Annotated in this window: 20 protein-coding genes and 3 pseudogenes; 14 read left to right on the plus strand and 9 right to left on the minus strand. The window is 70.1% G+C overall.

The window, feature by feature from the left end; all coding sequences use genetic code 11:
• Positions 1-24 precede the first annotated feature (24 nt).
• From truD to QEG98_RS20790, 6 genes and pseudogenes are all read left to right on the plus strand, one after another.
• The gene (gene truD / locus QEG98_RS20765; RefSeq protein ID WP_316562544.1) at positions 25-1,662 is read left to right on the plus strand and encodes a tRNA pseudouridine(13) synthase TruD; all 1,638 of its coding nucleotides are present in this window, start codon (positions 25-27) and stop codon (positions 1,660-1,662) included.
• 111 nt (positions 1,663-1,773) lie between these two features.
• Positions 1,774-2,343: an RNA polymerase sigma factor gene (locus QEG98_RS20770; RefSeq protein ID WP_225909977.1), complete on the plus strand. Its 570-nt coding sequence runs from the start codon at positions 1,774-1,776 to the stop codon at positions 2,341-2,343.
• A pseudogene (locus QEG98_RS20775) lies at positions 2,340-2,842 on the plus strand (hypothetical protein). The gene QEG98_RS20770 and the pseudogene QEG98_RS20775 overlap by 4 nt, the downstream one beginning before the upstream one ends.
• A gap of 7 nt (positions 2,843-2,849) precedes the next feature.
• A pseudogene (locus QEG98_RS20780) lies at positions 2,850-4,303 on the plus strand (hypothetical protein).
• 232 nt (positions 4,304-4,535) lie between these two features.
• Positions 4,536-5,882 carry a 2Fe-2S iron-sulfur cluster-binding protein gene (locus tag QEG98_RS20785; protein WP_316562545.1) on the plus strand — a complete coding sequence of 449 codons (1,347 nt, stop codon included), beginning with the start codon at positions 4,536-4,538 and terminating at the stop codon, positions 5,880-5,882.
• Complete coding sequence (locus QEG98_RS20790) at positions 5,879-7,396, plus strand: FAD-dependent oxidoreductase (RefSeq protein WP_316562546.1); 1,518 nt, start codon at positions 5,879-5,881, stop codon at positions 7,394-7,396. Before QEG98_RS20785 ends, QEG98_RS20790 begins: the two co-directional genes overlap by 4 nt.
• Before the next feature lie 243 nt (positions 7,397-7,639).
• Here QEG98_RS20790 and QEG98_RS20800 read toward each other — a convergent pair.
• Positions 7,640-8,496, minus strand: a pseudogene (locus tag QEG98_RS20800) (SDR family NAD(P)-dependent oxidoreductase).
• A gap of 155 nt (positions 8,497-8,651) precedes the next feature.
• Between QEG98_RS20800 and QEG98_RS20805 the strand changes: the two are divergent.
• Positions 8,652-9,113: a universal stress protein gene (locus tag QEG98_RS20805; RefSeq protein WP_316562549.1), complete on the plus strand. Its 462-nt coding sequence runs from the start codon at positions 8,652-8,654 to the stop codon at positions 9,111-9,113.
• On the opposite strand, the gene QEG98_RS20810 is transcribed toward QEG98_RS20805, so the two are convergent.
• The gene (locus QEG98_RS20810) at positions 9,085-10,269 is read right to left on the minus strand and encodes a hypothetical protein (RefSeq protein WP_316562550.1); all 1,185 of its coding nucleotides are present in this window, start codon (positions 10,267-10,269) and stop codon (positions 9,085-9,087) included. The two genes, QEG98_RS20805 and QEG98_RS20810, sit on opposite strands and share 29 nt — an antisense overlap.
• Positions 10,270-10,328: 59 nt before the next feature.
• Between QEG98_RS20810 and QEG98_RS20815 the strand changes: the two genes are divergently transcribed.
• The gene (locus QEG98_RS20815; RefSeq protein ID WP_316562551.1) at positions 10,329-10,853 is read left to right on the plus strand and encodes a hypothetical protein; all 525 of its coding nucleotides are present in this window, start codon (positions 10,329-10,331) and stop codon (positions 10,851-10,853) included.
• A gap of 1 nt (position 10,854) precedes the next feature.
• On the opposite strand, the gene QEG98_RS20820 is transcribed toward QEG98_RS20815, so the two are convergent.
• The 5 genes from QEG98_RS20820 to QEG98_RS20840 form a co-directional block, all read right to left on the minus strand.
• Positions 10,855-11,637 (minus strand): lysophospholipid acyltransferase family protein, encoded by a 783-nt coding sequence (locus QEG98_RS20820; protein ID WP_316562552.1) that lies wholly within the window; start codon positions 11,635-11,637, stop codon positions 10,855-10,857.
• Between the two features lie 18 nt (positions 11,638-11,655).
• Positions 11,656-12,438 (minus strand): exodeoxyribonuclease III, encoded by a 783-nt coding sequence (locus QEG98_RS20825; RefSeq protein WP_090495363.1) that lies wholly within the window; start codon positions 12,436-12,438, stop codon positions 11,656-11,658.
• An 81-nt stretch (positions 12,439-12,519) separates the two neighbouring features.
• A complete protein-coding gene (locus QEG98_RS20830; RefSeq protein WP_316562553.1) occupies positions 12,520-13,266 on the minus strand; it encodes a lamin tail domain-containing protein in 747 nt (248 codons plus the stop codon).
• A complete protein-coding gene (locus tag QEG98_RS20835; RefSeq protein WP_316562554.1) occupies positions 13,251-14,243 on the minus strand; it encodes a DUF4215 domain-containing protein in 993 nt (330 codons plus the stop codon). The genes QEG98_RS20830 and QEG98_RS20835 overlap by 16 nt, the downstream gene beginning before the upstream one ends.
• A gap of 132 nt (positions 14,244-14,375) precedes the next feature.
• Positions 14,376-15,344, minus strand: coding sequence for an alpha/beta hydrolase (locus tag QEG98_RS20840; RefSeq protein WP_316562555.1), 969 nt, complete (start codon positions 15,342-15,344; stop codon positions 14,376-14,378).
• Between the two features lie 87 nt (positions 15,345-15,431).
• Here QEG98_RS20840 and QEG98_RS20845 point away from each other — a divergent pair, with 87 nt between their 5' ends.
• A complete protein-coding gene (locus tag QEG98_RS20845) occupies positions 15,432-16,214 on the plus strand; it encodes a phytanoyl-CoA dioxygenase family protein (protein WP_141594165.1) in 783 nt (260 codons plus the stop codon).
• 2 nt (positions 16,215-16,216) lie between these two features.
• Here the strand turns inward: QEG98_RS20845 and QEG98_RS20850 are convergent, their stop codons facing one another.
• Complete coding sequence (locus QEG98_RS20850; RefSeq protein WP_316562556.1) at positions 16,217-18,289, minus strand: ATP-binding protein; 2,073 nt, start codon at positions 18,287-18,289, stop codon at positions 16,217-16,219.
• Between the two features lie 186 nt (positions 18,290-18,475).
• Between QEG98_RS20850 and QEG98_RS20855 the strand changes: the two genes are divergently transcribed.
• Positions 18,476-19,264 (plus strand): WbqC family protein, encoded by a 789-nt coding sequence (locus QEG98_RS20855; RefSeq protein WP_194863201.1) that lies wholly within the window; start codon positions 18,476-18,478, stop codon positions 19,262-19,264.
• Between the two features lie 7 nt (positions 19,265-19,271).
• On the opposite strand, the gene QEG98_RS20860 is transcribed toward QEG98_RS20855, so the two are convergent.
• On the minus strand, positions 19,272-21,035 hold the full coding sequence (locus QEG98_RS20860) for an ATPase (protein ID WP_316562557.1): 1,764 nt from the start codon (positions 21,033-21,035) through the stop codon (positions 19,272-19,274).
• 193 nt (positions 21,036-21,228) lie between these two features.
• Here QEG98_RS20860 and QEG98_RS20865 point away from each other — a divergent pair, with 193 nt between their 5' ends.
• From QEG98_RS20865 to QEG98_RS20880, 4 genes are all read left to right on the plus strand, one after another.
• Positions 21,229-22,005, plus strand: coding sequence for a DUF6209 family protein (locus QEG98_RS20865; RefSeq protein WP_316562558.1), 777 nt, complete (start codon positions 21,229-21,231; stop codon positions 22,003-22,005).
• 90 nt (positions 22,006-22,095) lie between these two features.
• On the plus strand, positions 22,096-23,757 hold the full coding sequence (locus QEG98_RS20870; RefSeq protein ID WP_316562559.1) for an acyl-CoA dehydrogenase family protein: 1,662 nt from the start codon (positions 22,096-22,098) through the stop codon (positions 23,755-23,757).
• 306 nt (positions 23,758-24,063) lie between these two features.
• Positions 24,064-24,822 (plus strand): hypothetical protein, encoded by a 759-nt coding sequence (locus QEG98_RS20875; protein WP_316562560.1) that lies wholly within the window; start codon positions 24,064-24,066, stop codon positions 24,820-24,822.
• A complete protein-coding gene (locus tag QEG98_RS20880; protein WP_316562561.1) occupies positions 24,815-25,864 on the plus strand; it encodes a GNAT family N-acetyltransferase in 1,050 nt (349 codons plus the stop codon). The genes QEG98_RS20875 and QEG98_RS20880 overlap by 8 nt, the downstream gene beginning before the upstream one ends.
• Positions 25,865-25,867: the final 3 nt, after the last annotated feature.

Below are 25,867 nucleotides of genomic sequence, written 5' to 3' on the forward strand. Positions count from 1 at the left end.
GCGCCGCGCTGGTAAGGGGGCGCCGTGCGAATCAAACAAAAGCCCGAGGACTTCTCCGTCAAGGAGTCATACCGTTTCGACGAAGTCGACTCGGGACGTCACCGCGTCTACCTGATGGACAAGCAGAAGCTGTCCACCTTCGACGCCGTGACCCGGCTGCGGGATGCGTTCGGGCTCAAGCCCGGCGCCATCAGCTACTGCGGCCTCAAGGACAAGCAGGGCCGGACCGAGCAGATCATCGCGGTGGACGGCGCCGACGTGGACATGCAGGAGCCGGACCTGCGGCTGAAGTACCTGGGCCGCACGGACAAGCCGCTGTCCGCCGCCAACATCACCTCCAACCGCTTCTCCGTCACGGTGCGCGCGCTCCAGCCGGAGTCGCTGGGGCCCCTCAACGTGGCCGCCGCCGAGGTCAACCGCCTGGGCGTCATCAACTACTTCGACAGCCAGCGCTTCGGCTCGCTGAAGCACGGCCAGGGCTTCATCGCCAAGGACCTCATCCGGGGCGACTTCGAGGCCGCGCTGCACAACTACATGGCCAAGCCGTCCGAGCTGGACCGGACGGAGGACGCCAAGATCAAGGCCTTCTGGAAGGAGAACTGGGGCCGCTGGGACGCCCGCGTCCCCTACGAGGGCACGCGCAAGTACCACCGCGTCCTCAAGTCCCTGCGCGATCAGCCGGGTGACTACCTGCGCGCCTTCATGCAGATCGACGCGGACTACCGCGCGATGCTGATCTTCACCTACCAGAGCTTCCTCTGGAACGAGGGTGTGCGGCGCTACCTCCAGCTCATGCTGCCGCGCGAGCACCTCTTCCCCATGCGGTACCAGGCCGGCACGCTGCTGTTCCACCGCGACGCCAGCCCGGAGGTGCTCCGCACGCTGCGTGACGCCTCCTTCCCCCTGCTCGCGCCGAACTCGACGTTCAGCGACCCGAAGGTGGAGGAGGCCGTGCGCTGGGTGCTGGGCCGCGAGAAGCTCCAGCTGTCGGACCTGCAGGTCCCCGGCGCCGAGCGCAGGCTCTACTTCAAGCACGAGGAGCGGCCCCTGCTGTCGTTCCCGCACAAGCTCGTCGTGGGCCGCACGCAGGCGGACGAGCTCAACCGCGACGACATCAAGGTCAACATCGCCTTCACCCTGCCGCCTGGCGCCTACGCCACCCTGGTCATCAAGCGGCTGTTCCACTTCGAGTACGCCGAGGACAGCGCGGAGACCATCCGCGCCTCGCAGCGGCCGAAGCTGGCGGAGGCCGAAGCCGCCGCCGCCGCGCACGAGCCCTCCAGCCGCCGGGGCCCGCCCCGCCGGGACGCGGACGGCGCGCGCGCCTCGAGCCGTGGCGCTCCGGGCACGGACACCCGCCGCCGTTCGTCCGGAGACCGCGACACGCGCGCGCCCGCCGGCAGCCGCGATGCCCGGGGCGCTGGCGCTCCGGGCCGCCGCCGCGCCGGTCCGCGTGAGGTGGAGCTCCTGGAGCCCGCCTCGGGCCGCGCCCGCACCCTGGCCGCCAAGGCCCCCGCACCTGCCAAGGCCGCGGAGCCCGCCGCGCCGCTGGGCTTCCGTGAGCGGCAGCGCCAGCGCAAGGACGCCCGCTCGGCCGCGCGCGCGGAGACCGAAGCCAAACGTGCAACCAAGGCCAAGCCCGCGAAATCACGGAAGAAATAGAGATGTATCTCCCGGATGCAATGGGCGGACGGGCGCGCCGTAGACCCAGGTGTGAACGCTCTTGCCCTCGACGACGCTCCCGGGACGCTCGCCCATGCCATCGGGATGCTGATGGCTGAGGAAGCCCCTCCGCTTCCCTGGAAAGCGGACGTACAGGCCGCCCGCCGGGGTGACCCGTCCGCTTTCGAGGCCTTGGTTCGCAGCGTGCAGCGCCCGGTCTACGGCCTGGCGCTGCGACTGCTCCAGAGCGAGGCCGAGGCCGCGGAGGTGGCGCAGGAAGCGCTGCTTCGCGCCTACCAGAACCTCCACCGCTACGACGACGCGCGCCCGTTCGACCTGTGGGTGCTCGCCATCACCCGCAACCTCTGCCTGGACCTGCTCCGCCGCCGCACCAAGGTGCGCACCGAGGAGCTGGAGCCCATGAAGGAGGTGCTCCCCAGCGGCGAGGCGTCGCAGGAGGAAGGCGCCATCGCCCGCGAGGAGCGGCAGTCGCTGGAGGAGGCCATGGCCACCCTGTCCGTGGAGGACCGGGAGGTGCTCGCCCTCTATTACGTCCAGAAGCGCACGACGAAGGAGATCGCCCAGATCATGGGCTGTGCGCCTGGCACCATCATGGCCCGGCTCTTCCGGGCCCGTGAGAAGCTGCGCAAGAAGATGACGGCCGAGGAGGCTCCACGATGAATCCCCACCTGTGCCCGGACCTCGAAGTCCTCTTCACGGAGCTGGAAGCCGGCGAAGGCCCCGCGCTGGACCACGCCGCCGAGTGCGCCGCCTGCGCCGCCGTCCTGGAAGAGCACCGGCTGATGGAGCAGGACCTGTACCGGCTGGCGGATCCCCTCCCCCGCCCACCCTGGTCGCCAGCGTCATGGCGCGCGTGTCCGCCGAACCCGTGCCCCGGCGCCGCGAGGTCTGGTCCGGGCTGGCCATCCTGCTGACGTCGATGCTGGGCGGGCTGGGCTACCTGGTGATGAGCGACCAGGCGCTCGGCCGGCTGGGAACCGGGCTGGCCTCCGTCCTGGTGCAGGGGCGCCCCTTCATCGAAGGCGTCCTCAGTGGCGCCCACGCGCTGTGGTCCACCGCAGGCCTGACGGTGGCCTGCTCTCTCGCCTTCCTCCTGCTGACGTCTCTGTACGGTCTCAAGCGGCTTGTCGGCAACGGGCCCACTCCTTCCGAAGCGTGAGCGAACCATGAAGCTCCTTCCTCGAATCCTCTTCCCCGCTCTGCTGCTCGGCGCCCCCCTGGCGCTTGCCCAGGACACGGCGCCCCAGGCCGGCGTGACGGCGCCCGCCGCGAGCACCATCGACATCAGCTTCCGCGGCACCCTGCGCGACGCCCTCAAGACCATCGCCGACAAGGGGGCCTCAACCTGGTCGTCACCGGCGACCTGGACTCGCCCGCCGAGGTCCACCTGCGCGGCGTCACGGCGAACCAGGCCCTGCGCACCGTGGCCCGGGCGTACTTCCTGCGCCTGGACCAGGACGGCACCATCTTCACGCTGCGGCCCATGACGGCGCAGGAGAAGCACGCCGCCGAATCGGGTGAGTCCGAAGCCCACGCCGACGCCGCATCGGTCGCGCCGCCCGTGGCCAGCGATCCTCCGGAGATGGCGATTCCTCCCATCCCGCCCATCCCTCCGATTCCCGACCTCCCGAACGCGTTCTCCGAGGAGACGCGGAGCGAGATGAAGCGCGCCCGGGAGGAGATGAAGCGGGCCCGCGACGAGGTGCGGCGCAACATGCGTCGCAACGGCAGCCGCAATGTGGTGGCGCGCGGACAGAACCTGGAGGTGAAGGACGGTCAGACGGTGGAGAGCGCCGTGGTGTACGGCGGCAACCTGGTGGTCCACGGCCACGTGAAGGATGACGCGGTCGCCTTCGGCGGCAACCTGGAGGTCCACGGCCGCGTGGATGGGGACGCGCATGCCTTCGGCGGCAACGTCATCCTGGGGCCGGATGCCCACGTGGAGGGCGACGTGTCTGCCTTTGGCGGCTCGGTGGAGCGCGACGACGACGCCCAGGTGGAAGGCAGCATCGAGTCCTTCGGCGGCGCGGGCATTGGCCGCATGGTGGCCAGTGAAATCAAGAAGGGCGTGAAGGAAGCCAAGGACCCCTCCGAGCGCCGGAGGGACCGCGACGATGACGGCGCGGGCCTGGCGGGCTTCATCCTCACCTTCGCGGTGCTCTTCGGGCTCGGCTTCCTGGGACAGATGTTCTTCCCCGCGCGCATGAAGCAGCTGGGCGAGGAAGTGCGCCGCAAGCCGGTGCAGGCGGGGCTCACCGGCTTCGTGGGACTGCTGGCGATGATTCCCCTCACGGTGGTGCTGTGCATCACCATCATCGGCATCCCGGTGGCGCTGGTGCTGTGGATGGCGGCCCCCGTGGCGGCGGCGCTCGGCTACGCGGCGGTGGCCAGCGAGCTGGGCACGCGGTTGCCCATCTTCCGCGGCCGGAAGACGCAGGCGGTGGTGCTGGCCCTGGGGCTGCTGGTGCTGATGGTGGTGGGCTCGCTCCCCATCGTCGGGCCCCTCATCACCACGCTGGTCGGTCTGATGGCCCTGGGCGCGGTGGTCCGCACCCGCTTCGGGCACCGGCCGCAGGGCATGCCAGAGCCCGTCATCCCCTCGAGCGAGCAGCCGGTCTGACAGGGATTGCCGGGTGCTTTGCCCGGCGCGTCACACGCTGACGTAAGTCTTCAGGGGGACTGTCCCGGGTGCCACACGGCCCGAGACGGTCCCCTCTCGTTTTACGGTGTGCGCCTTAGCCAAGGTCGGGCGCGCCATCACCGCGCCTATCAGCCAGGCATGTTGGGCATGGCGCGTCATGCCGTCAGAGGCTTTGACCGCCCGGTCCGCGTGGGCCATTTTGGCACACCCTATGCGACGCCTTCCCGACGTACCGCCGCGCGGCCGGGCCATCACCGTGGACCTCGAGGGCGAGAGCCTCCCCGCCATCGAAGGTGAGCCGGTGGCGTGCTCGCTGGTTGCCGCGGGTGAGCCCATGCTCGCCCGCTCCATCAAGTACCACCGGCCGCGAGGCCCCTACTGCTTCGCCGGGGCCTGCTCGCATTGCCTGATGCGGGTGGACGGCGTGCCCAATGTCTACGCGTGCCGCACGGCCGCGCGGGACGGCATGAAGCTGGAGCGGCAGAACGCCTACCCCTCCGCGAAGGTGGACATCTTCGAGAGCATCGACTGGTTCTTCCCCAAGGGCATGGACCACCACGAGATGTTCGCCGGCGTCCCCGTGGCCGAGCAGGTGATGGCCAAGGTGGCGCGGCAGCTCGCGGGGCTGGGCCTGCTGCCCAAGACACCCGCGCCCGTGACGGCGCCTGCGCGCACGGTGCGCACCCGCGTGGCCGTGGTGGGCGGCGGCGCGGCGGGACTGGCGGCGGCGCGCGTGCTCACCGAACGGGACGTGGGCTTCCTCCTCATCGAGCGGGACGACGCGCTCGGCGGCCGGCTCGCGAACGGCGCGCCGGAAGCCGGCGGCCCCAGCCTGGACGACATCCACCGCATCTCCCCCAGCAGCGTGCTCACGCGGGCCACCGCGCTGGGCCTGTATGACGACGAGGCGGGGCGCTTCCTCGCGGTGGGCACCTGGGAGGCGGACGCGCCGCGCCTGGTGAAGGTGTACTCGGAGCGCTTCCTGCTCACCCCTGGCGGCCACCCGCCCACGCTCCCCTTCGAGAACAATGACTTGCCCGGCGTCTACGCGGGCCGCGCGGCCAGCCTGCTGCTGCGCCGCTACGACGTGGCGCCGGAGACCGCGGCCCTGGTGGGCTGGGGCGCGGAGCTGCACGCGCTGGCGAACCTGCTCCAGGAGCGCGGCACGAAGGTGGTGGCGGTGGTGGACCTGCGGGACACGCCTCCGGCGGGCGCCCATGCCACGGCGGTGCGAGGCAGCGAGCCCAAGGCCCATGGCCTGCGCGGCGTGAGCGCCTTCAGCTACACGCGCGAGGGCGGCGGACGCGAGAAGGTGTCGTGTGACGCGGTGCTGGTGTCCGTCCCCGTCAGCCCCAGCTTCGAGCTGGCGCGGCAGGGCGGCGCGAAGGTGCCGTTCGATGAGAAGCGCGGGCTCTTCGTGGTGGAGACGGACGCGGACGGGCGCACCCAGGCGCCGGACGTGTACGCCGCGGGTGACGTCACGGGCGGAGGCACCGCGAAGGACGCGGCGGCGGCCGGACGGCGCGCGGCCCAGGCGCTGGTGGGAGGGCTGTCATGAGCAAGGCGATGATCTGCTCCTGTGAGGACGTCACCGTCGACGACATCCGTCACGCGGTGTCCCGGGGCTTCTGCGACGTGGAGTCGGTGAAGCGCTACACCGGCTTCGGCACCGGCATCTGCCAGGGCAAGAGCTGCTCGGCGGCGGTGGCCGCGCTGCTGGAGAAGGAGAAGGCGCTCAAGTCCGCGGCCGTGGTGCCCTTCACGCCGCGCCCGCCGCTCTACCCCACCGAGCTGCGGATGATGGCCTCCGCGCCCGTGGACGAGTCCCAGCCGCCCGTGGGCGGGCTGCCGCAGGAAGTGGACGCCTTCCCCGCCGCGCTGCGCCCGGAAGGCCCGGTGCCCGCGAAAGCGAAGGTGGTCATCATCGGCGGCGGCATCATGGGCCTGGCGCTGGCGTACAACCTGGCGCGCGCCGGAGAGACGGACGTGGTGGTGCTGGAGCGCGGCTACCTGTGCGCGGGCGCGTCCGGCCGCAACGGCGGTGGCGTGCGCATGCAGTGGGGCACGCCCTCACTGGTGGAGCTGGCCAAGCGCTCCATCGAGCTGATGAAGGGCTTCGCGCGCGAGCTGGGCATCAACGTCTGGCTGCGCCAGGGGGGCTACATCTTCCTGGCGAAGACGAAGCCGGTGGCCCAGCGGCTGGAGCGCAACGTCTCGCTGCACAACCGCTTCGGTGTCCCCACCCGGCTCATCACCCCCGACGAGGCGCGCGGCATCGTCCCCGGGCTCACGATGAAGGACTGCCTCATCGCGTCCTACAATCCCGAGGACGGCGTCATCTTCCCCTGGCCCTTCCTGTGGGGCTACGCGCAGGGCTGCCAGAAGCGCGGCGTCCGCGTGGAGACGTACACGGACGTCACCGGCTTCGAGACCAGCGGCGGCCAGGTGCGCAAGGTGAAGACGACGCGCGGGGACATCGCCTGCGACACCGTGGTGCTGGCCGCCGGCGCCTGGAGTCCGCAGGTGGCGAAGCTGGTGGACGTGAAGCTGCCCAACGAGCCGCACCGCCACGAAATCCTCAGCACCGAGCCGCTGAAGCCCTTCCTGGGGCCGCTGGTGTCCGTGCTCGACAGCGGGCTGTACTTCAGCCAGTCCATGCGCGGCGAAATCGTGGGCGGCATGGGCGACGCCAAGGAGCCCGCGGGCCTCAACATGGGCAGCACCCTGCGCTTCGTGTCGCGCTTCGCGCAGGCGCTGATGGAGCAGCTGCCCGAGGTGGGCCACGTCAAGGTGCTGCGCCAGTGGGCCGGCTGCTACGACGTGACGCCGGACAACAACCCGATTCTGGGACGCACCCCGGGCCTGGACAACCTGCTCCAGATGTCCGGCTTCGTGGGCCACGGCTTCATGATGGCCCCCGCCGTCGCGGAGCGGATGGCGAAGTGGATGGCCACCGGCGAGTCCGACGAGCTCTTCACCCGCTTCAACCTCCGACGCTACTCTGACGCGGCGGGCCATTCGCGTGACTTCGGCACCGGAACGCTGGAGCGCGAGGACATGGTCATCGGCTGAGCCCCTGGCCGCGCCGCTCCCGGGCCGCGCCTGGACCCCGTCTCCACCGGGTCCGGACGCGGCCCTTGTATTTTCCGGAGCCTGTCCTGACCGGAGACAACGGCCGGGGAGCGGGTGGTGGGCCTGCACCACATCGGCCTGGGCGGCAACTCGCAGGGCCGCGGCACGGCCAACACCGGCGTGAAGGCCACGCGCGTGAAGGCGCGCCTGGCCGAGATTGGCCTCTAGAGCCGAGCCTCCGCGTCACGCGGGTGATGGCTCGCCCGCCAGCGGCAGCGTCTGGGGGGCCTGCCGGGGTGGGAGCAGCAACCCATCCCGCCGCAGGCCCCGCAGCGCCATCCGTCCCAGGCTCCGCTTGAGCCCGCGTGGCAGCAGCGGCAGCAGCCGCATCACCCACCGGTGCCCCAGGCCCGGGTACACCAGGGCCGGCCGCGCTCGAAGCCGGCGAGCGCCTCGCGGGCGCAGCGCTCCAGCGACAGATGGAAGAAGGGCGCCAGCGACTCCGCGCCCCCCCCCGCCTCCCACAGCGGCCCCGGCGCCACGCGCGTCACCGTGACGCCCTGCCCCTCCACCTCCAGGCGCAGCGCCTCCGTGAAGGCGTCCAGGAAGCGCTGGGTGGCGGAGAAGGTGGCCGAGCCCGGCAGGATGAGCTGCGCCGCGCCGGAGCCGATGTTGAGGATGCCGCCCCGTCCACGCTCCAACATGGGCTTGAGCAGCCGGTGCGTCAGCAGCGCGGGCACCCAGACGTTGGCGCGCAACATGGCTTCCACACGCCCCCAGCCCTCCTGGGCATAGAGCGCCTGGTCGCCCTCCGCGGCGTTGTTCACCAACACGTCCACGCGGACGAACTGCGACTCCAGCGAAGCGAGCAGCGCGTCCACCTGCTGGGGATCGCACACGTCGCAGGATTCGACGAGCACGCCCAGCGTCGGGTAGTTCAGCAGGAGTTCCTCGCGCAGGGGCTCCAGGACCTGGGCCTGATGGTCCACGAGCACCAGGGTCCGAACGCGATGCGCAAGCAGCCGGGCAAGCTCCCGGCCAATCCCCCGGGCCGCGCCGATGATCAGCACGGTTCCTTGGTCGATGGGGAGAGGACGCATGACAAAATCCTCCGTTCGTTGAGGTGCCCATCGTGCGCATGCCTTGCGCGGTCTGCCGCTCCCCCCGCAGGGATTGCACGCCTGGACAGCAGACGACCAGCGCGGCGCTGGCACGGCTCTTCCATCTGGGGCATGCCATGCCCAGAAAAGAAGACATGGCGACTGTTTCCCGAATCCTCGTTCCCGTGGACCTGTCGGACGGCTCCCGGGAGGTCATCGACTACGCGGTGAAGCTCGCTCGGCCTTTCAAGGCATCGGTCGAGGTGGTCCACGCCTGGGAGCCCCCCCAGTACGTGGCGCCCGACCTGCTGGTGGCCGCGCCGGGGTGGAACTCCCAATCCCTGGAGCACGTCGCCGTGGAGGCAGCGACGAAGGAGCTGACGGCCCAGATGAACCAGGGGGAACCCCCGGGCGTCCCGGTGAGCCAGAAAATCGTCGTGGGTGAGGCGGCGTCCACCATCCTCGACCTCGCCGAGCAGGACAAATGCGACCTCATCGTCATGGGCACTCACGGCCGGCGCGGCCTTCCCCGCCTGCTCCTGGGAAGCGTGGCGCAGAAGGTCGTCGCCCGTGCGTCCTGCCCGGTGCTCACCATCCATCTGTCCGAGCATAAGTAGCGCGGACGCGCCTCACGGCCCTGGGGCGGGAGCCACCGGGGAGCGGCCGGCTCCCCGCCTTCCGCCGCGCGGCCAGCACCGTGGGCACGGCCAGCACCGCCATGGCGGCGACAACGAGCGCGGCGCCCACCAACTCCAAGGCCCCCGCGCCCGGCTGGCCCAGGGTGACGGACATCACCACGGTCGCGACCACTCCGGCGAGCACGCTGGACGCGCGATTCACCGGCACGCAGAAGGCATTCTCCCGCCCGTCCAGGAGGATGAGGCCGCCGAAGATGCCGGTGGCCTGCGACAGCAGTCCCACGGCGATCTCCGAGACCAGGTGGCCTCGCGACAGGGCCCCGGTGAAGCCGTCGCGGATGTCACCGAGCACGCCATCACCGCCGATGAGGGCCAGCACCGCCAGGGTGCCCACCAACACTGGCGTGGCCACCATCTGCTCCTCCACGAAGTAGCGGATGGAGACCTCACGCTCGCCGGACTTGGCCAGCTGGCTCATTGCGCGCAGCCGGAAGAAATAGGCCGCCAGGTACACGCCCACGTCCACCGTGGCCAGGAGCGTCAGCGTGGGGCTGACCGACGAGCCCGCGGCCACCGCCACCGCCGAGAAGCTCAAGCCCAAGGCCACCCATGACGGCCAGCGCACCCGCCGTCCACTGAGGACGTCCACCAGCGGCGCCAGGACGAGCACGCCGCCGCGCATCAACAGCATCATGAAGACGATGGACGCCCCCGGCAGGGTGTACGCCAGCGTCGTGGTGCCGATGATGGCCGCCGAGCAGAGCCCCGACAGCAGCGTCCACTGCCCTGGTGCCGGCACCTGGAAGCCCCACACCTGGCGGTGCCCCGCGTAACGCCACCAGCGCATCCACGTGAGGAAGGCGAACATTCCCACCAGCGAGGCCGCGGTGCTCACCGGCAGGAGCGTGAAGCCGGAGATGCCCTCCCGCATGCCGGGCAAGGCGCCTCCGGACAGCGCCTTCGTCAGCGCGCTGTAGGGGGCATAGGCCACGAAGTAGCCCAGGGCGTACCCCCAGATGCTCAGGTCACGGACGTCATCATTTCGAAGGGGCGTGGCGGACAGGACGTGTTCCTGGGTGGGGTGTGGAGACAGGGTTGTGCAAGCCGCACGCCGGGGAGTTAACGGCGTGGGCACGCAATCGCCTCCGTGCAGGCGCGTATCCAGCGGTGTCACGGCTTTCACAGGAGCCTCGCATGCGCTCGTCCCCCATTGCCACTTTGGCCCTCGGGCTCGCCCTCGCCACCCCTGCCTTCGCCGAGGACGGCGCGAAGCCGCCCCAGAAGTGGAAGGTGGTGTGCGCCACGCAGTCGAAGGACGGAAGCCGCGCCGTCCAGGGCACGGACCTGATCATCGAGGCCGGTGAGAAGGTGAAGGACGGCGTCGCCGTGGAGGGCAACGTCATCATCCGCAAGGGCGCGGTGGTGGAGGACGTCGTCGCCATCCGGGGCCGCGTCATCGTCGAAGCCGGAGCCCGGGTGACGGGCAGCGCGGTGTCCCTGGGCGGAGAGGTCCGCGTCCACAAGGGCGCCGCTGTCGACGGGGACGCCATCGCCCTGGGAGGAAAGCTGAGGGTGGATCAGGACGAGGCGGTGAAGGGCGACAAGGTCAGCCTGTCCTTCGAGATTGGCGGCCGGGACATCGTGCGCGGCTTCATTGAAGACGCGCTCGACGAGGAGACTGGCTGCCACATCGTCGACGAGAGCGACAAGGACGTCTGAGTCACGCGGCGCTGGCCGGCCCCGGCGGCACGGCCGGCTCGGTGCCGGAGCGCGTCAGCGGCATCAGCGAAGCCCGCAGCGACAGGATCTGCTCGCGGGCCAGGTTCTTCAGCGTCTCCACGTCCGCCAGCGTCATCCCCTTGGTGGAGATGGGCGTGCCCACCGTCACCAAACCGCGCGAGGTGGCGAAGCGCCAGGAGTGCTTCGGCAGCGCCCGCCGCGTCCCGCTCACCGCCAGGGGCAGCACGTCCGCCTGCGCCTCGATGGCCAGCCGGAACGCGCCGTCCTTGAAGGGCAGCAGGTCATCCGTCTTCGAGCGCGTCCCTTCCGGGAAGATCATCACCGGCATGCCCTTGGCCAGCCACTGGCGGCACTTCGCCATGGCGCCCGTCGCCGAGTCGCGGTCGCCGCGGTGCACGGGGACATCCCCCGCCATCCACATGCTCCAGCCCACCACGGGAATCTTGAAGAGGCTGGCCTTGCCCAGCCACTTCATCTCCCACGGCAGGTGCGAGATGAGGAACGGGTCCGCGTTGGACTCGTGGTTGCTCACGACCACCGTGTTCGGCGCGAGCTTGTCCGGCACCGGGCCGTGCACGCCGAAGCGCCAGAACGGCGTCAGCTTCGCCGCGGTGACGCCGATGAGCCGGAAGCAGCGCCCCGTCACGTGACGCTTGCGGTCGAAGGCCCAGGTCAGGATGGCCAGCGACAGCTGCACACAGAAGCCAACCAGCGCCACCAGGCCAATCTCGATCCACGTCCAGATGGAGAGCAGTGCGTTCATGAGAGCCTCGAACAAGCGTCAGCGAACCGCGGGGTCCAGGTCCACGCTCACCGGACAGTGGTCCGAGCCGAGCACGTCCGGGTGGATGCCAGCCTTGCGCACGTAGGCCATGGCCGCTGGCGAAGCCAGGACATAGTCGATTCTCCAGCCGATATTCTTCTCCCGAACGCCGGCCCGCTGACTCCACCACGAATAGTTCCCCCCACCCTTGTTGAAGTGGCGGAAGGTGTCCACCCAGCCGGCGCGAATCCACCGGTCGAACTCCTCGCGCTCCTCGGGCCGGAAGCCGCTCGTCTCCCGGTTCTCCTTGGGCCGCGCCAGGTCGATGTCTTGATGCGCTGTGTTGAAGTCCCCCATCACCAGCACCCGGCCACCATCGCGCAGGGGCTTCTCCAGCCGCTCGAAGAGGCGCCGGTAGAAGGTCAGCTTGTAGGGGATGCGGCTCAGGTCCCGGTCCTTCCCGTTGCCGTTGGGAAAGTAGCCGTTCACCACGGTGAGCTTGCCGAAGCGGGCAATCTGCAGGCGCCCTTCGACGTCCAGCTCCCCCACGCCGAGCACCGTCACGACTTCATCGGGCTCCAGGCGACTGTACAGTCCGACGCCGCTGTAGCCCGGCCGCTCCGCCGCCACGAAGTGCGTCTTCCACCGGGACGGTGAGCGCACCTCGTCGGGAAGCTGGTCGGCGCGCGCGCGGACCTCCTGCAGACCAACGACTTGCGCCCGGCACCCCGCGAGCCAGGGCAGGAAGCCCTTGCGGTGCACCGAGCGAAGTCCGTTCACGTTCCACGAAACGACTCGCACGGGGAAGGCTTATGGCCCGCCCCGTGCGGCATTACCAGCCCCTACCGCACACACGGGCGGTAGGGGCGAACAGGAGACCTGCTACGGCTCCGCCGCGCTCGACGCGTTCTGCGGCTGACGCGTCGGACGGAGGATGAAGTCCGCCGAGTTGTCGTTGGAGTCGTGACCGTTGCCCAGCAGCGCGTCCGCGCCGGTGGTCATGGACTCCACCGTCGACGCGGCCGAGGCCTTGCGCTCGTAGCTGCCCGCGACGGGCGGCACGGTGGCGATGCGCGTGCCCTCCGGCTGGTTGGCGTTGCTGCCGTAGCCCACCGTGTCCACCACCAGCGGCGAGGTGATGGCGTCGGTCAGCGCCATCTCCGGGTAGCCCAGGCGCACATGGCCCGCGGAGCCGCCCATCGCGATGGTGCCACCCCAGTTCGCGTTACCCGTCACGGTGTTGCCCGACGTGCTCGCGTAGCCCGACGACACCACCAGGAAGTAGCTGCGCGGCGCGATGACCGAGCCGGCGGGCAGCGCGAAGCTGCTGTTGTAGCCGGAGGTGCCCGTGGCGGACTTGTACTGGAGCTTCCAGCCAGAGATGTCCACCGCGCTCGACGTCGGGTTGTAGAGCTCGATGAACTCGTCGCCGGCGCCACCGGGGCCCGCGGGGGCGAACTCGCTGATGACGACGTGGCCCGTGCTGCTGCCCGCGGTCACCTGCACCGCCGCCGCGATGGACTGACCGTTCAGCGCGGCCACCAGCTGACCCTCGCCGCCCGTGCTGCCCGCGGTGAAGTCGAACTTGGCGGACAGGCTGTTGGCCGGCACCGTCACCGTCGCCGGCACCGTGCCGAGCGACGCGGGCTCCAGCGCGAGCTGGATGACCGTGTCCTGCGCCGGGGAACGTCCAGCGCCACCGTGAAGCCCTGCGTCTGGCCAGCGCTCGCCGAGATAACCTCGGGTGACAGCGTGGCCAGCTCAGCGGCCTGATCCGCCGCCAGCACCCGGACCGTGGCCGCACGCGTGTCGTTGCCCAGCGTGGCCGTCAGCGTCGCCTTGTCCGTCTCCGGATCCGCCGCCAGGTTCGCCGTCACCTGCACCGTGGCGGAGCGCTCACCCGGGGCGATGCGCACCAGACCACCCTGCACGTTCAGCACGGCGCTGGACGAAGCAACCTCCACCCAGACCTCCGCCGGAGCGTCCTCACGCAGACGCACCGTCAGCGCCTCGGGGAACGTCGCCCCCGTGGTGCCGGTGCGCGCGAAGGTGCCCGTCGGACCGAAGCTGTCCAGCGAGACCTGGACCGTGCCCGCGTCGGTGCCGGCGTCGTCCTCGCCCGTGCCCGCGTCGGTGCCGGAATCCGGCTCACCCGAACCACCGTCTTCATCCGAACCCGCGTCCGGCTCGCCCGAACCACCATCCTCGGCGGTTCCAGCGTCGTCCTCACCGGTGCCCGCGTCCTCGGTGGTGCCAGCGTCCTCTTCACCGGTGCCCGCGTCCTCGGTGGTGCCAGCGTCCTCTTCACCGGTGCCCGCGTCCTCGGTGGTGCCAGCGTCCTCTTCACCGGTGCCAGCGTCCTCTTCACCGGTGCCGGCGTCGTCCTCGGTGCCGGCATCCTCCCCGGTGCCCGCATCGGGCGCGGGGCGACGGCAGCTGTTGTCACAGCTGTCGTTGTTGTTTCGGTTGCCGTCGTCGCACGTCTCGCCAGCCTCGACGATGCCATTTCCGCAAACGGGCCTGACCTCAGGGTCATCGCCACATGCGGACATGAAAAGGAGCAGTGCGGACAGCGGCGCCAGCATCTGCCGGAAGGACCAGGGCATGGGTAAAGAGTCTCCGTTGAAACTTGAAGAACCCCCTGCATCCCATATCTGTCACCCACGACGCAATCCGGGCGGCAGTTTCCGATTTCACTGGACTCAAACCCGGGCTTTGATCCTCCCCGGCCTCCCCTCTCAGGACGGAGGCACCGGAGCGTGCTCCCCGACCTCATGGGGCGGCTCCAGGCCATGGTCCACGAGGAAGACACGCACGGCCTCGGCGATCTCCGACCCGGCCTCCAGCAGACCGGCGTGCCCCGCGTCATCCACCCGCATCCAATGTGCGTGCGGCATTGCGTCACGCATTCGCTCCATCTCCCTCAGCGGAACGAGCAAATCGTTGCTGGCGGCGACGATGAGCGTGGGCACCTGCACCGTCCTGGCCACGTCCCAGGCATGGCCCTCCACCATGCCCCGGAGGGTGTACCAGTAGGCCCTGGGGCTCATCCGGCGCAGGGCGAGCATGAACTCGTCGATGTCCGCCCGAGGCGCCCGGGCCCGGAGCGCCCCCACCATCCGCGCCAGGGGATAGGCGAAGCGGCTGGCCATCACCGCGTGCGCCATGGGCGCCGCCAGCGGCAGCGTGGGCGTGGCCAGCTTGAGCATGCCCCGGGTGGCGGACAGGAACGCGCGGGCCCCCGTCGAGTCCACCCCCGAGCCGAACGCCCCCGGCGCCCCGGCGATGAGCGTCATGGACGGAACCAGGTCCGGCCGCCGCCGATACAGGTCCAGCAGGACGCGCACGCCCATGGAGAACGCCACATGGTGCGGCGGCCGCCCATCCCCCCGGGCCATCACCGCCTCGGTGATGCGCTCCAGGTCATCCACGTGCACGCGAATCTGGTACCCGTCCCCCAGGGATTCATCGCTGCTGCCATGGCCCCGGTAGTTCCAGTGCACCACCCGGTGGTCCTGCTCCAGGTTTCCCACCAGGTAACGCCAGAAGTTCTCCGAGGAGCCAATCCCGTTCGTCAGCAGCACCGTGGGGCGGGCCACCAGCTCTGAGTCGGCGGTGGCCTCCCGGAGGTTGCCGAAGTGGGTATGCCAGGCGACCCGGGTACCATCCGGGGCAGTCACAAAGCGCGTGGTGCGACGGTAGGGCATGCCACTTCCCACGATGAGGCGCCCGGGCCGGGGGCGCAAGCATCAACCTGCCCTGACGGGCGCGTCCCGGGGTATGAGGGGGGCGCCATGCTTTGCGTCGACGTGGAACGGTTCGATATCCGCCCTGCCCTGGCCCACTACGCCGAGCACGGCTACGCGAAGCTGGGCCGGGTGCTGGGTGACGAGGGCCTGGACGCGCTCCGCGAGCGGGCCGACGACCTGATGCTGGGTCGGGTCGTCCACCCGGGCCTCTTCTTCCAGCCGGACGCCACCACCGGCCGCTACGAGGACGCCCCGCTGGGACTGGGCTGGCAGGGCCCCTCCCTGGACTACCGCAAGCTGGAGAAGCTGGAGAAGGACCCGCGCTTCCTGGCGTGGATGGAGAACCCGCTGTTCGAACGCATCGCCCGGGCGCTCATCCCCGGCGACATCGTCCTCTACCGCGCCATCCTCTTCCACAAGGGGCAGGCCGGCGGCAGCAACCTGCCCTGGCACCAGGATGGCGGCCGACTGTGGGGGCTCACCCACGAACCGGAGCTGCAGATCTGGACCGCACTGGATGACGCCCCCGAGGACGGCGGCTGTCTGGAAGTCGTCCCGGGCAGCCACCGAGGCGGCCTGGTGACGCCCCTGGGCGGGGTGATTCCTCCGGACGCGGTGGCGGCGGCCGACGCGGAATCCCGCGTCCTGTCCCTGCCGGCGCGCGCCGGCGAGGCCATCCTGGTCCACAACCACCTCTGGCACCGCTCCGGACGCGGGCGCCCCGGCCTGCGCCGCCGCGCCTTCTCCGCCTGCTACATGGACGCGGTCGTGCGCTGCCTGCGCAAGAAGAAGGCTCCCCGCGTCTTCCCGCCCATGTTCCGCCGCTGACCTCAGCCCACCAGGGGCATGCGCAGCGGCGGCTCCACCGGCTCCTTCGCGCGCCGCGCCACCGGCAGGGAGACACGGAAGGTGCTGCCCCGTCCCTCCTCGCTCTCCACGGAGATGTCTCCACCGAAGCCGGTGACGATGCCGTGGCAGATGGACAGGCCCAGCCCCGTGCCCTCGCCCACCGGCTTGGTGGTGAAGAAGGGGTCGAAGATGCGGGCGCGCACCTCCGGCGGCATGCCCACGCCCGTGTCGCGCACCTCGATGATGACGCGGTCCCCGGTGCTCCGCAGACTCAGCCGGACCTCGTGCTGCTCCGACTGGCCCATCGGAATGGCCTGCGCGGCATTGATGAGCAGGTTGAGGAACACCTGTCCGAAGCGGCCCTCGTTGCCCTCCACCAGCGGCACCTCGCAGTAGTCGCGAACCAGCTGCGCGCGCAGCTTCAGCTCGCTGCGCGCCAGGGTGATGGCCGACTCGAGCACTGCCTGCACGTTGACGGCGGTGGCCACCTCGTCGTCGCCCCGGGAGAAGGTCCTCAAGTCCCGGACGATCTGCCGCACGCGGTGCGCGCCGTCGGTGGCCTCGCGCAGCACCTCCTCCAACTCCGCCATGCGGCCCGACGGCAACTCCGGCGCCAGGGCGTGCAGTTCGCCCGCGAGGAACGACAGGTTGGAGAGGACGAAGGCCAGCGGGTTGTTGATTTCGTGTGCCACGCCCGCCGCCAGCGTCCCCACCGCCGCCAGCCGGTCCGACACCACGAGCTGCGCCTGCATGGCCTTGCGGTCGGTGATGTCCACCGCCACGCCCGCCAGCAGCCGCCGCCCCGAGCGCTCCCGCACGATGAAGCGGTAGGTGAGCCAGTGGCGCTCGGTGCCGTCGCGCGCGGGAACCATCATCTCGGTGATGCTCTGCTTGCCGGAGGTCAGCACCGCCTCGTCGTCCCGGCGCGACTGCTCGGCGGAGGCCGCGGGCATCAACTCCACGTCGGCCACGTTGGACATGTCCGCGCCCACCGGGTAGCCGAAGAACCGGCTGTAGCGCGCGTTCACCCAGATGCGGCGGCCCCGCTCGTCCTTCATGAAGGCCACCGCGGGGATGTTGTCCATGAAGGACGCGAACAGCTCCTGCGACTCCTCCAGCGCGCCCATCGCCAGCGTGTTCTGCACCATCAACTCCTGACGCGCCTGGGCCTCGGCCGCGTTGCCCATGGCGGCGCCGAGCAGACCCGCCATCAGCTCCAGCGTGCGCACGTCCCGGTCCTCGAACGTGTTCGGCCGCCGGCTGGTGACGTTGAGCACGCCCACCGGGCGGCCCTCGCGCCACAGCGGCACACAAATCATCGACCGCGCGCCCACCTGGCGCAGCGCCGTCACGTTGACCCGGACGTCCGCCTCCGAGTCATCCGTGCGCATCACCTCGCCCCGCAGCAGGCTGGCGCCCGTGAGACTGCCCTCCACCTTCAGCCGGAAGCCGATGAAGGGCGTCAGGCTGCCGCTGGCCACCAGGTAGGTCACCTCCTCGTCGGTGTCCGCCCCCAGCAGCGCCACCGCCGCGCCGTCCGCGCCGCACAACACCCGCGAGCGCTCGCACAGCAGCCGCATCAGCTCGTCGAGCCCGTAGCCCGCCATCGCCACGTCCGACTGCATCTGGATGATGGAGGCCAGCCGCGCCACCTCGCCCCGCGCCTCCGCCTCGGACGTCCGCCGCTGGCGTCGCGCCGCCACCCGCCGCTCCAGCAACAACCGCCGTGAGCGCACCTGCACCGGGGTGAAGGGCTCCACCAGGAACTCGTCCACGCCCGCGGCCAGCAGCGGCTCGAGCGCCGCGTCGGTGTCGTCCCGCGCCAACCCCAGCACCAGCGGCTCCTCGGGACGCGCCCGCGTCCGCAGCGCGTCCAGCCAGCGCGCGTCCTCCACCAGGTCCGCCGCGTCCACCACCAGTACGTCCACGGGCCCGTGCCCCAGCGCCGCGCCGGCTTCCACCACGTCGGCGGTGCTGAACACGGCCTGGCCCTGGCGCCGCAGTTCCTCCGCCACGGGGTGCCGGTCATCAGAGGTGAGACACAGGAACTTCATCCAGTCGCCCTGCTCCGTGGCCCCAAACACACGGGGTGAAAAATACTATGATTCTGTAGCACGGCATTTCCAGCCAGGGGCGTCCTGACTGGCGGGGGTCAGGCGCACCCCATGTCCGGTGGAAACATACCGGCCGGAGGGCAAACGGGTGGCCACCGGGTGGCGCCAGGACGCTATCCTCCGCGCGTGCCGGGCATCCCTGGAGTCGTGGTCGCCGAGCAGCCGCACTACCTGCCGTGGGTGGATTTCCACGAGCAGCTGGCCCGCGCGGGGACCTTCGTCGTGCTGGACAACGTGCAGTGGCTGCGGCGCGGCTGGCAGCGGCGCACGCGGGTGGCCCTGCCCCACAACGTCCCCCAGCCCCCGCCCACGGAGCCCGGGTTCCAGTGGATGTCCATCCCCTTGGAGAACCCGCACCGGGACACCCTCATCAAGGACCTGGCGGTGGATGCCCGTCAGCCCTGGGCCCGCGAGCACCTGCGCACGCTGGTGTCGCTGTACGCGAAGCGGCCCTACTTCGCTTCGCAGGTACTGCCCCGGCTGGAGCCCTTCTATGACGCGGCGGCGCGCGAGTCGGGCCCGGGTTCGCTGCTGCGGGTGCTGCTGGCGAGCATGGCGCTCTTCAACGAGCCGCTGGGCCTGACGCCGAACCTGGTCCTGGCCTCCACCTTGGACAAGCAGGGCGAGGACAAGTCGGCCCGGTTGGTGGCGTACTGCCGGCAGCTGGGCGCACACACGTACTACTCGGGGTTGGGCTCGTCCCTGTACCTCCAGGTGGGCCTGTTCCGGGACGTGGACGTGCGCGTGCTGTGGCAGCGCTTCCGCCACCCCGAATACGCACAGGGCCGCCCGGGCCGCTTCGTCCACGGCATGTCGTTGGTGGACGTGCTGGCCAACGTGCCGGTGGACGAGGTGCGCCAGTGGCTGGAGCCTTCGCCCTGGGGACCGTTCGCGCCCCGGCCCCCGGGCGAATGAGGGAGCCTCAGCCCGCGGAGGCGGACGTCCCCGCCGGCTTGTCTTTGTCGAAGCGCACGAAGTAGCCGCGCACGGCGGAGTCCAGGAGCTCGGTCGTCAGGCGCGGCTCCAGGCCCTGGTAGTGGGCCATGTCGATGACCTGATCCAACAAGTCACGCGGCTGGCAGGCGGCGAACGGACGCCCCACCGGGCGGTAGTGCGCGTCGATGAGGTAGTCCACCGCCGCCGCGTTGTAGGGCACGCCGCGCTTGCGGCACATGACCTGGAAGATGTCGTGGAACTGCTCCTCGTCCGGGCGCTGCACCTCCAGCTTGTAGCGGACGCGGCGCAAGAAGGCGTCATCCACGAGGTCGCTGGGGTCCAGGTTGGTGGAGAAGGCGGCGAACACGTCGAAGGGCACCTGCAGCTTCTTGCCGGTGTGCAGGGTGAGCATGTCGACGTCGCTCTCCAGCGGGACGATCCACCGGTTGAGCAGGTCCTTGGGGGACACCTTCTGCCGGCCGAAGTCGTCGATGAGGAGCATGCCGTTGCTCGCCTTCATCTGGAACGGCGCCTCGTAGTACTTCACCTCCGGCGAGTACACGAGGTCCAGCATCTCCAGCGTCAGCTCACCGCCCACGACGACGAGCGGGCGCCGGCAGCGCACCCAGCGCCGGTCATACGGCGGCGCTCCGGGCTCGTCCTCCACCACCTTGTGGAGGTTGGCGTCGAAGATGCGCACCACGAAGTCGTCGATGAGGATGGCGTGGGGGATGAAGATGTCCCCGTCGAAGCAGTTCACCATGCCCTGGCAGATGGCCGTCTTGCCGTTGCCCGGGGGCCCGTAGAAGAAGATGGCGCGGCCGGAGTTCATCGCCGGACCGATGCCGTCGAAGATGTAGTCCTTGATGATGAGGTCGCCGAACTTGTCCTGCATGCGCGCGCGAGTGATGCGGTTGCCTCGCACGGTCTGCTTCTTCACGGCGGCCGCCCACTCCAGGAAGGGCACGGGCGCGGGGCCGTTGTAGCGGTTGCGGTCGAGCACCTGCCGCAGCACGTCCGTCACGAACGTGGTGAGCTGGTAGATCATCGTCGACTTGCCCACGCCCGAGCCGCCACCGCCGCGGATGTCGATGTACTTCTGGCGGCGCAGTCCTTCGATGACGTCGTCCACCAGCGTGGTGGGCAGCTGAAGGCGCGCGGCGATGTCCATGCCGCGCATCTCACCGGCGAAGAAGAGCGCCTTGAGGACCAGTTCTTCCACGAAGGTGGTGTTGAGGCCCGTCTCGCCCAGGGTGCGTGGCTGGGCGGGCCAGAAACGGTCGCCCGGGCCGGCGCCGCCTTCCTCTCCCTGCCGCCGGGACGTCCGGCGCTCCGGGCCGTTGTACTGCGGACTGGCGGCGCTGCCTCGTCGGTCCGGGCCCGAGTACTGGGACGGCCCGGGCCCACGGCGCTCAGGCGGGGCGACGATGACGGACGGCAGCGTGGCCGGTGCCGGCGGCGGAGCACGGCGGTCCGGCGGCGAGGACGAGGCGCGACGCTCGGTGGGAAAGTCGGGCTCGTCCGGCTCCGGTGGCAGCGCGGGACGTGAGCCCGTGACGGCGCCCGGGGGACGCGGCGGGAGCGCGGCGGTCATCCCCGTGACACCGACGCGCGGGCGCGGAGGCCCCGACAGCACCGGCGTGGGCGCCGCGGGCGGCACCACGGCCGTTTCCACGGGGGTGACGCTGCGGCTGGACTCGTCGCTCGACGAGCCGGAGTCCGGGGATGGCGGTCGCCTGAACAGGGACATGCGGTGCTCGCTCCAGGGTGTTCGCGCCGGAGCCTACCGCATCGGTCCGGTTTGGACGAAACGGAGTTGCAGAACAAACAGAAAAGCACTGAACCCAAGTGTTCCTGTCAGCCTCCTCGTCGATAGTGCGCGCGCCTCCGCCCGCCTGCGCGGCGCGCGAAGCCCACCCCCATCATTCGCATTGGAGCTCTTCGTGAAGCGACTTCTGTCCGTCCTCGCCCTGCCCCTGCTCCTGCTCGGAACCTCCGCAGCGGCGCAGACGACGCCCACCCTCTCCTTCCATGGCAACTGGACCATCCACCAGTCGGAGGTGCTGACCGAGGGGGGCCAGGTGCAGGTCGTCTACAACACCGCGCGCCTGCCGCAGTGCCGCGTCAACAACCCCGACGGCAGCCCCGCGTGGAGCATCACCGGCCACTACCGCATCAACGGCTCCGCGCCGGCCAGCTTCGATGTGGCGGGCGCGCCCGTCACCGGCAATGGACCGACGCTGGACCTGCAGGCGCAGGGCCTGCTGGAGCTGTGGTTCCTCGTGTCCAGCCCGGGCTGCGAGCACTACGACTCCAACTACGGCGGCAACTTCCAGTTCAACGTCCTGGAGGCCAGCGCCACGCCCACGGCGACGCTCGTGTTCCAGCAGGGCTGGGTGGAGCACGTGGTGGGCACGCCCCGCCAGGGCCAGCCCTTCGTCGTGGACTACGACATCGCGCGCCTGCCCGAGTGCCGGCTGCTCTACAACGGCGCGCCCACGTGGGACGTGGGTGTGCGCTGGCGCTTCAACAACGGGGTGATGGGCGAGAAGAGCGTCACCACCACCAGCGGCTATACGCGCACGGGAACCCCCGTCACCATCATCCCGCCCGTCGGGGCCACCTCCGTGCAGCTCTGGTTCGAGAACTGGGACCGTGGCACCTGCCGCCGCTGGGACTCCGACTACGGGGCGAACTACACGTTCACCCTGCAGCCGTAGGCCGCCAGGCGGCATCACCCACGTTCCGGCCTGAATGCCCTCACACCGCGAGACGCGCCCGGGCCGGAACATGGGTGCTACCCTTGGCGCATGAGTTTCTTCCAGGAACCGCCGAGGCTGGGCAATCAGTACGACGACGATGCGCTGCTCCAGAGCTACCTGGCCCGCACCCTCCCCGAGGACCTGCGGCACGCGCTGACAGATGAGTTCCGCGAGCTGGGAGAGCTGGGTGGGGATTACTTCTACCGCTTCCAGCTCCGCGACCGGCTGAACGAGCCGGAGCTGACCCAGTGGGATGCGTGGGGCCACCGCGTCGACCACATCGAGGTGTCGCCGCTGTGGAAGGAAGCCGAGGCCCTGGCCGCGCGGCGCGGACTGGTGGCCACGGCCTACGAGCAGAAGAACGCCGAACTCAGCCGCGTCCACCAGTTCATCCTCAACTACCTCGTGCAGGCGTCGCTGGACGTGTACTCGTGCCCACTGGCGATGACGGACGGCGCGGCGCGCTCGTTGCTCACGCTGGGCAACACGGCGCTCATCGACCGCGCCTTGCCCCACCTGACGTCCCGGGACCCGGCCACGGCGTGGACGTCCGGGCAGTGGATGACGGAGCGCACCGGCGGCTCGGACGTGGGCCTCACGCAGACGGTGGCCCGGCAGACCCCGGAGGGCTGGCGGCTGTCTGGAACGAAGTGGTTCACCTCCGCGACGACGGCGCAGATGGCGCTCACGCTGGCGCGTCCGGAAGGCAACGGCCCCGGCGGCAAGGGCCTGGCCCTGTTCTACGTGGAGACACGGGACGCGGCCGGAAGACTCAATGGCATCCAGATCAACCGGCTCAAAGACAAACTGGGAACGCGCAAGGTGCCCACGGCGGAGCTGACCTTGGATGGCGCGCTGGCCATTCCCGTGGCGGGGCTGACGGATGGCATCCGGAACATGGCGTGGATGCTGAATGTGACACGCACCTGGAACGCGGTGGGCTCCGCATGGGCCATGCGCCGGGCGCTGGCCCTGGCCCGGGACTACGCCCAGCGGCGGGTGCAGTTCGGCGCGAAGCTGGCGGACAAGCCGCTGCACATGGACACCCTGGCGGGGCTGGAGGCGGAGTTCCAGGCGGGGTTCCTGCTGGCCTTCCGCGCCGTGGAGCTGCTGGGCCGCATGGAGGCGAAGACGGCCACCGAGCAGGAGCTGCTCCTGCAGCGACTGGTGACGCCCCTGGCGAAGCTGACCACCGGCCGGCAGGTGGTGCACGTCACCTCTGAAGTCGCGGAGGCCTTCGGCGGCGCGGGCTACGTGGAAGACACGGGCATTCCGCGGCTCCAGGCCGACGCCCAGGTGCTGTCCATCTGGGAAGGCACCACGAACGTCCTCTCCCTGGACACCCTGCGCGCCCTGGCGAAGGAAGGTGCGCTGGAGGCGTTCTTCCACGAGGTGGAGGGCCGCCTGGGCCAGACCCGGGACGCGGGCCTGCGGCCCTGTGTCGACGCGGCCCAGGGCGCGCTGGAGCACGCACGGGCCTGGGTGGCCGGTGCCATGGAGGACCCCGCAACCCTGGAGGCTGGCGCCCGGCGCTTCTCGCTGACGCTGGGACGGACGCTGGAGCTGGCCTTGCTCTGCGCCCATGCGCAGTGGTGCCTGGAGCACGGCCACGGCCCCCGGAGCAAGGCGGCGGCACGGCGCTTCGCCTCGCACGGCGTGGACCTCATCCAACCGGCCGCGAGCCTGGAGGATGTCCGGCTCCTGGCCTGAGGTGCCGCGTCTGGCACCAGCCCGAAACAACACGACACATCCAAACAGCCTCAATCATTTACACGCAATTCCTATCCCAGGGGCCGCCCTGCCCCTCCCTCCGGGGCGGGCACCCTTGAAGGCCTATGGACGTCGGTTCGCAGACGACGCCCCTCCCCTCAATCCGAGCCCGCACATCACCTGCCCATTCCCAAACGCGGCGCCTGTGTAACACACCACGCTTCAACGGGAGACTTGATCGGCCAAAGACATACCCACCAAGAGACAGAAAAAACCAGCTGCGCAATGCATCCACAATCTCGAATCATGCTCACCATGCACACGATGCAATGGCGAAGCTTGGACGAGATGATGGGGGGGCTCAGACCACCCGAGAACTGCTGCCTGGAGCAGCTCTCGCGGGACTCCGTCGTTCAGGTCACGGCGCTTCTGGAGAAGTGGTACCCGGACATCCGGGTCGGCACGGAGAGCCGGCACCTGGAGCCCGCTTTCTATGAGCAGTATGTCTGTATCCAGGGTGAGTCTCCGGATCGGCCGGTGTATGCGATTCTGGGAAGGGATCGGGACACCCAGGAAGTCATTGGGCTGCTGACGCTGGAGAAGAACGCTCGCGGCCTGCAGTTGTCTGCCGCGATGGGGGCCGTTGAACCCTCTCAGCGAGGCCTGGGCCTGGGCCAGTTCGGCATCTCCCTGCTGGAGGAGGTGGGCCGCAACATCGGCGCCGAGGTCGTCCTCTATTACTCCACCCTGAAGATGGCCCGGGCGCAGCGCAACGCCGAGCACCGCGGCTTCAAGCTGGTGGGACTGGTGCCCGCGTTCGATGTGGACGCCATCGCGCCCAACACGGTGAAGCGCGTCTACGAGGCCATCTACGCGAAGGTGCTCGTCGGTCCGGAGAAGATCCACCTCCCCGACTGGAATGCCCTCATCCCCACCACGCGCGCGCTGTACACGCATCTCTTTGGCCAGCACCCGGCCGCCGCCACCCTGGAGCACATGAACGGCGTCTCCGTTCCTGCCTCGGCACCGGCGCCCATCTCCGCGCCCGAGGCCCGTCATGGTTGAGGTCCGCACCTTCGAGGGCGACGCGAAGGAAGCATCCCAGTTCATCAACAGCGTCTGGCAGCGCACCTACGGCGTGAAGATGGGACTGACAGTCTGGGACGAGCGTTTCTTCGACTGGCTGCTCTTCAGCAATCCCCTGGCGGACCGGGACTATCTGCTGGGGGCGTATTCAAAGGGCAAGCTGGTGGGGGCCTTCCTGGCGGAGCCGGCGAAAATCCAGCTTGGCCCGCGGCAGGTGGATGGCACCTACGGGAGCTGGGTCAGCGTGGCGCCGGAGAGCCGGGGCCAGGGAATTGGCATCAAGCTGTCGGACACCATGCAGGCACGCCACCGCGAGCGCGGCGCCGCGCTCACCTTGGGCTGCGTGGCCGGCGGCACCCTGGGCCAGGGCTTCTGGGGCCAGCGGAGCCACACGCGCTACCTCAACGACCTGGGCATGTGGCTGCACATCTTCAACACGGAGAAGGCGGTCCGCTGGTCGCTGAGCGCCGCCGAGCGCGCGTTCCTCACCTTCACGCGTCCGCTCCACCACCGGGGCTTCCTGGCGGCGTGCGCCGACGGCATCCGGGCCTACCAACCCCGGGACCTGCCGCAGTGCATGGCCCTGGTCCAGAAGATGATGCGGCCGGTAAACCTGGGCTACGCCTACACCTCGGAGCGCCTGGCCCACCAGCTCCAGTTCCGTGACATCCCGCGCACCTTCGTCCTGGAGCGAGATGGCGTCATCCAGGGCATGGTCAACTACTACACCCTCCAGATGACGGCCCGAGGCCTCCTGACGACAGGACTGGTGGACCTGCTCGCCTTCCAGGACGGGCTGCCCTTTTCGGAGCAACGGCGGCTGCTGTGGGTGGCCATGCAGGACATGGTGGCCCAAGGGGCCGACTGCGCGGCGATGCTGCGGACCCCGTGCACGCCGGCCCACCTGATGCTGCGCTCCGGATGGTTGCCATTCCCCGGGGGCTCCCGGGTGACGTGCCTGCTCACCACCCCCGACGTGGAGCTGCCCGCCTCACCCCGGGTGTTCATGCACCTGCGCTGACGC

Origin of the sequence: Myxococcus sp. MxC21-1, from assembly GCF_032612255.1 — a bacterium.
Classification (GTDB): Bacteria; Myxococcota; Myxococcia; order Myxococcales; family Myxococcaceae; genus Myxococcus; species Myxococcus virescens.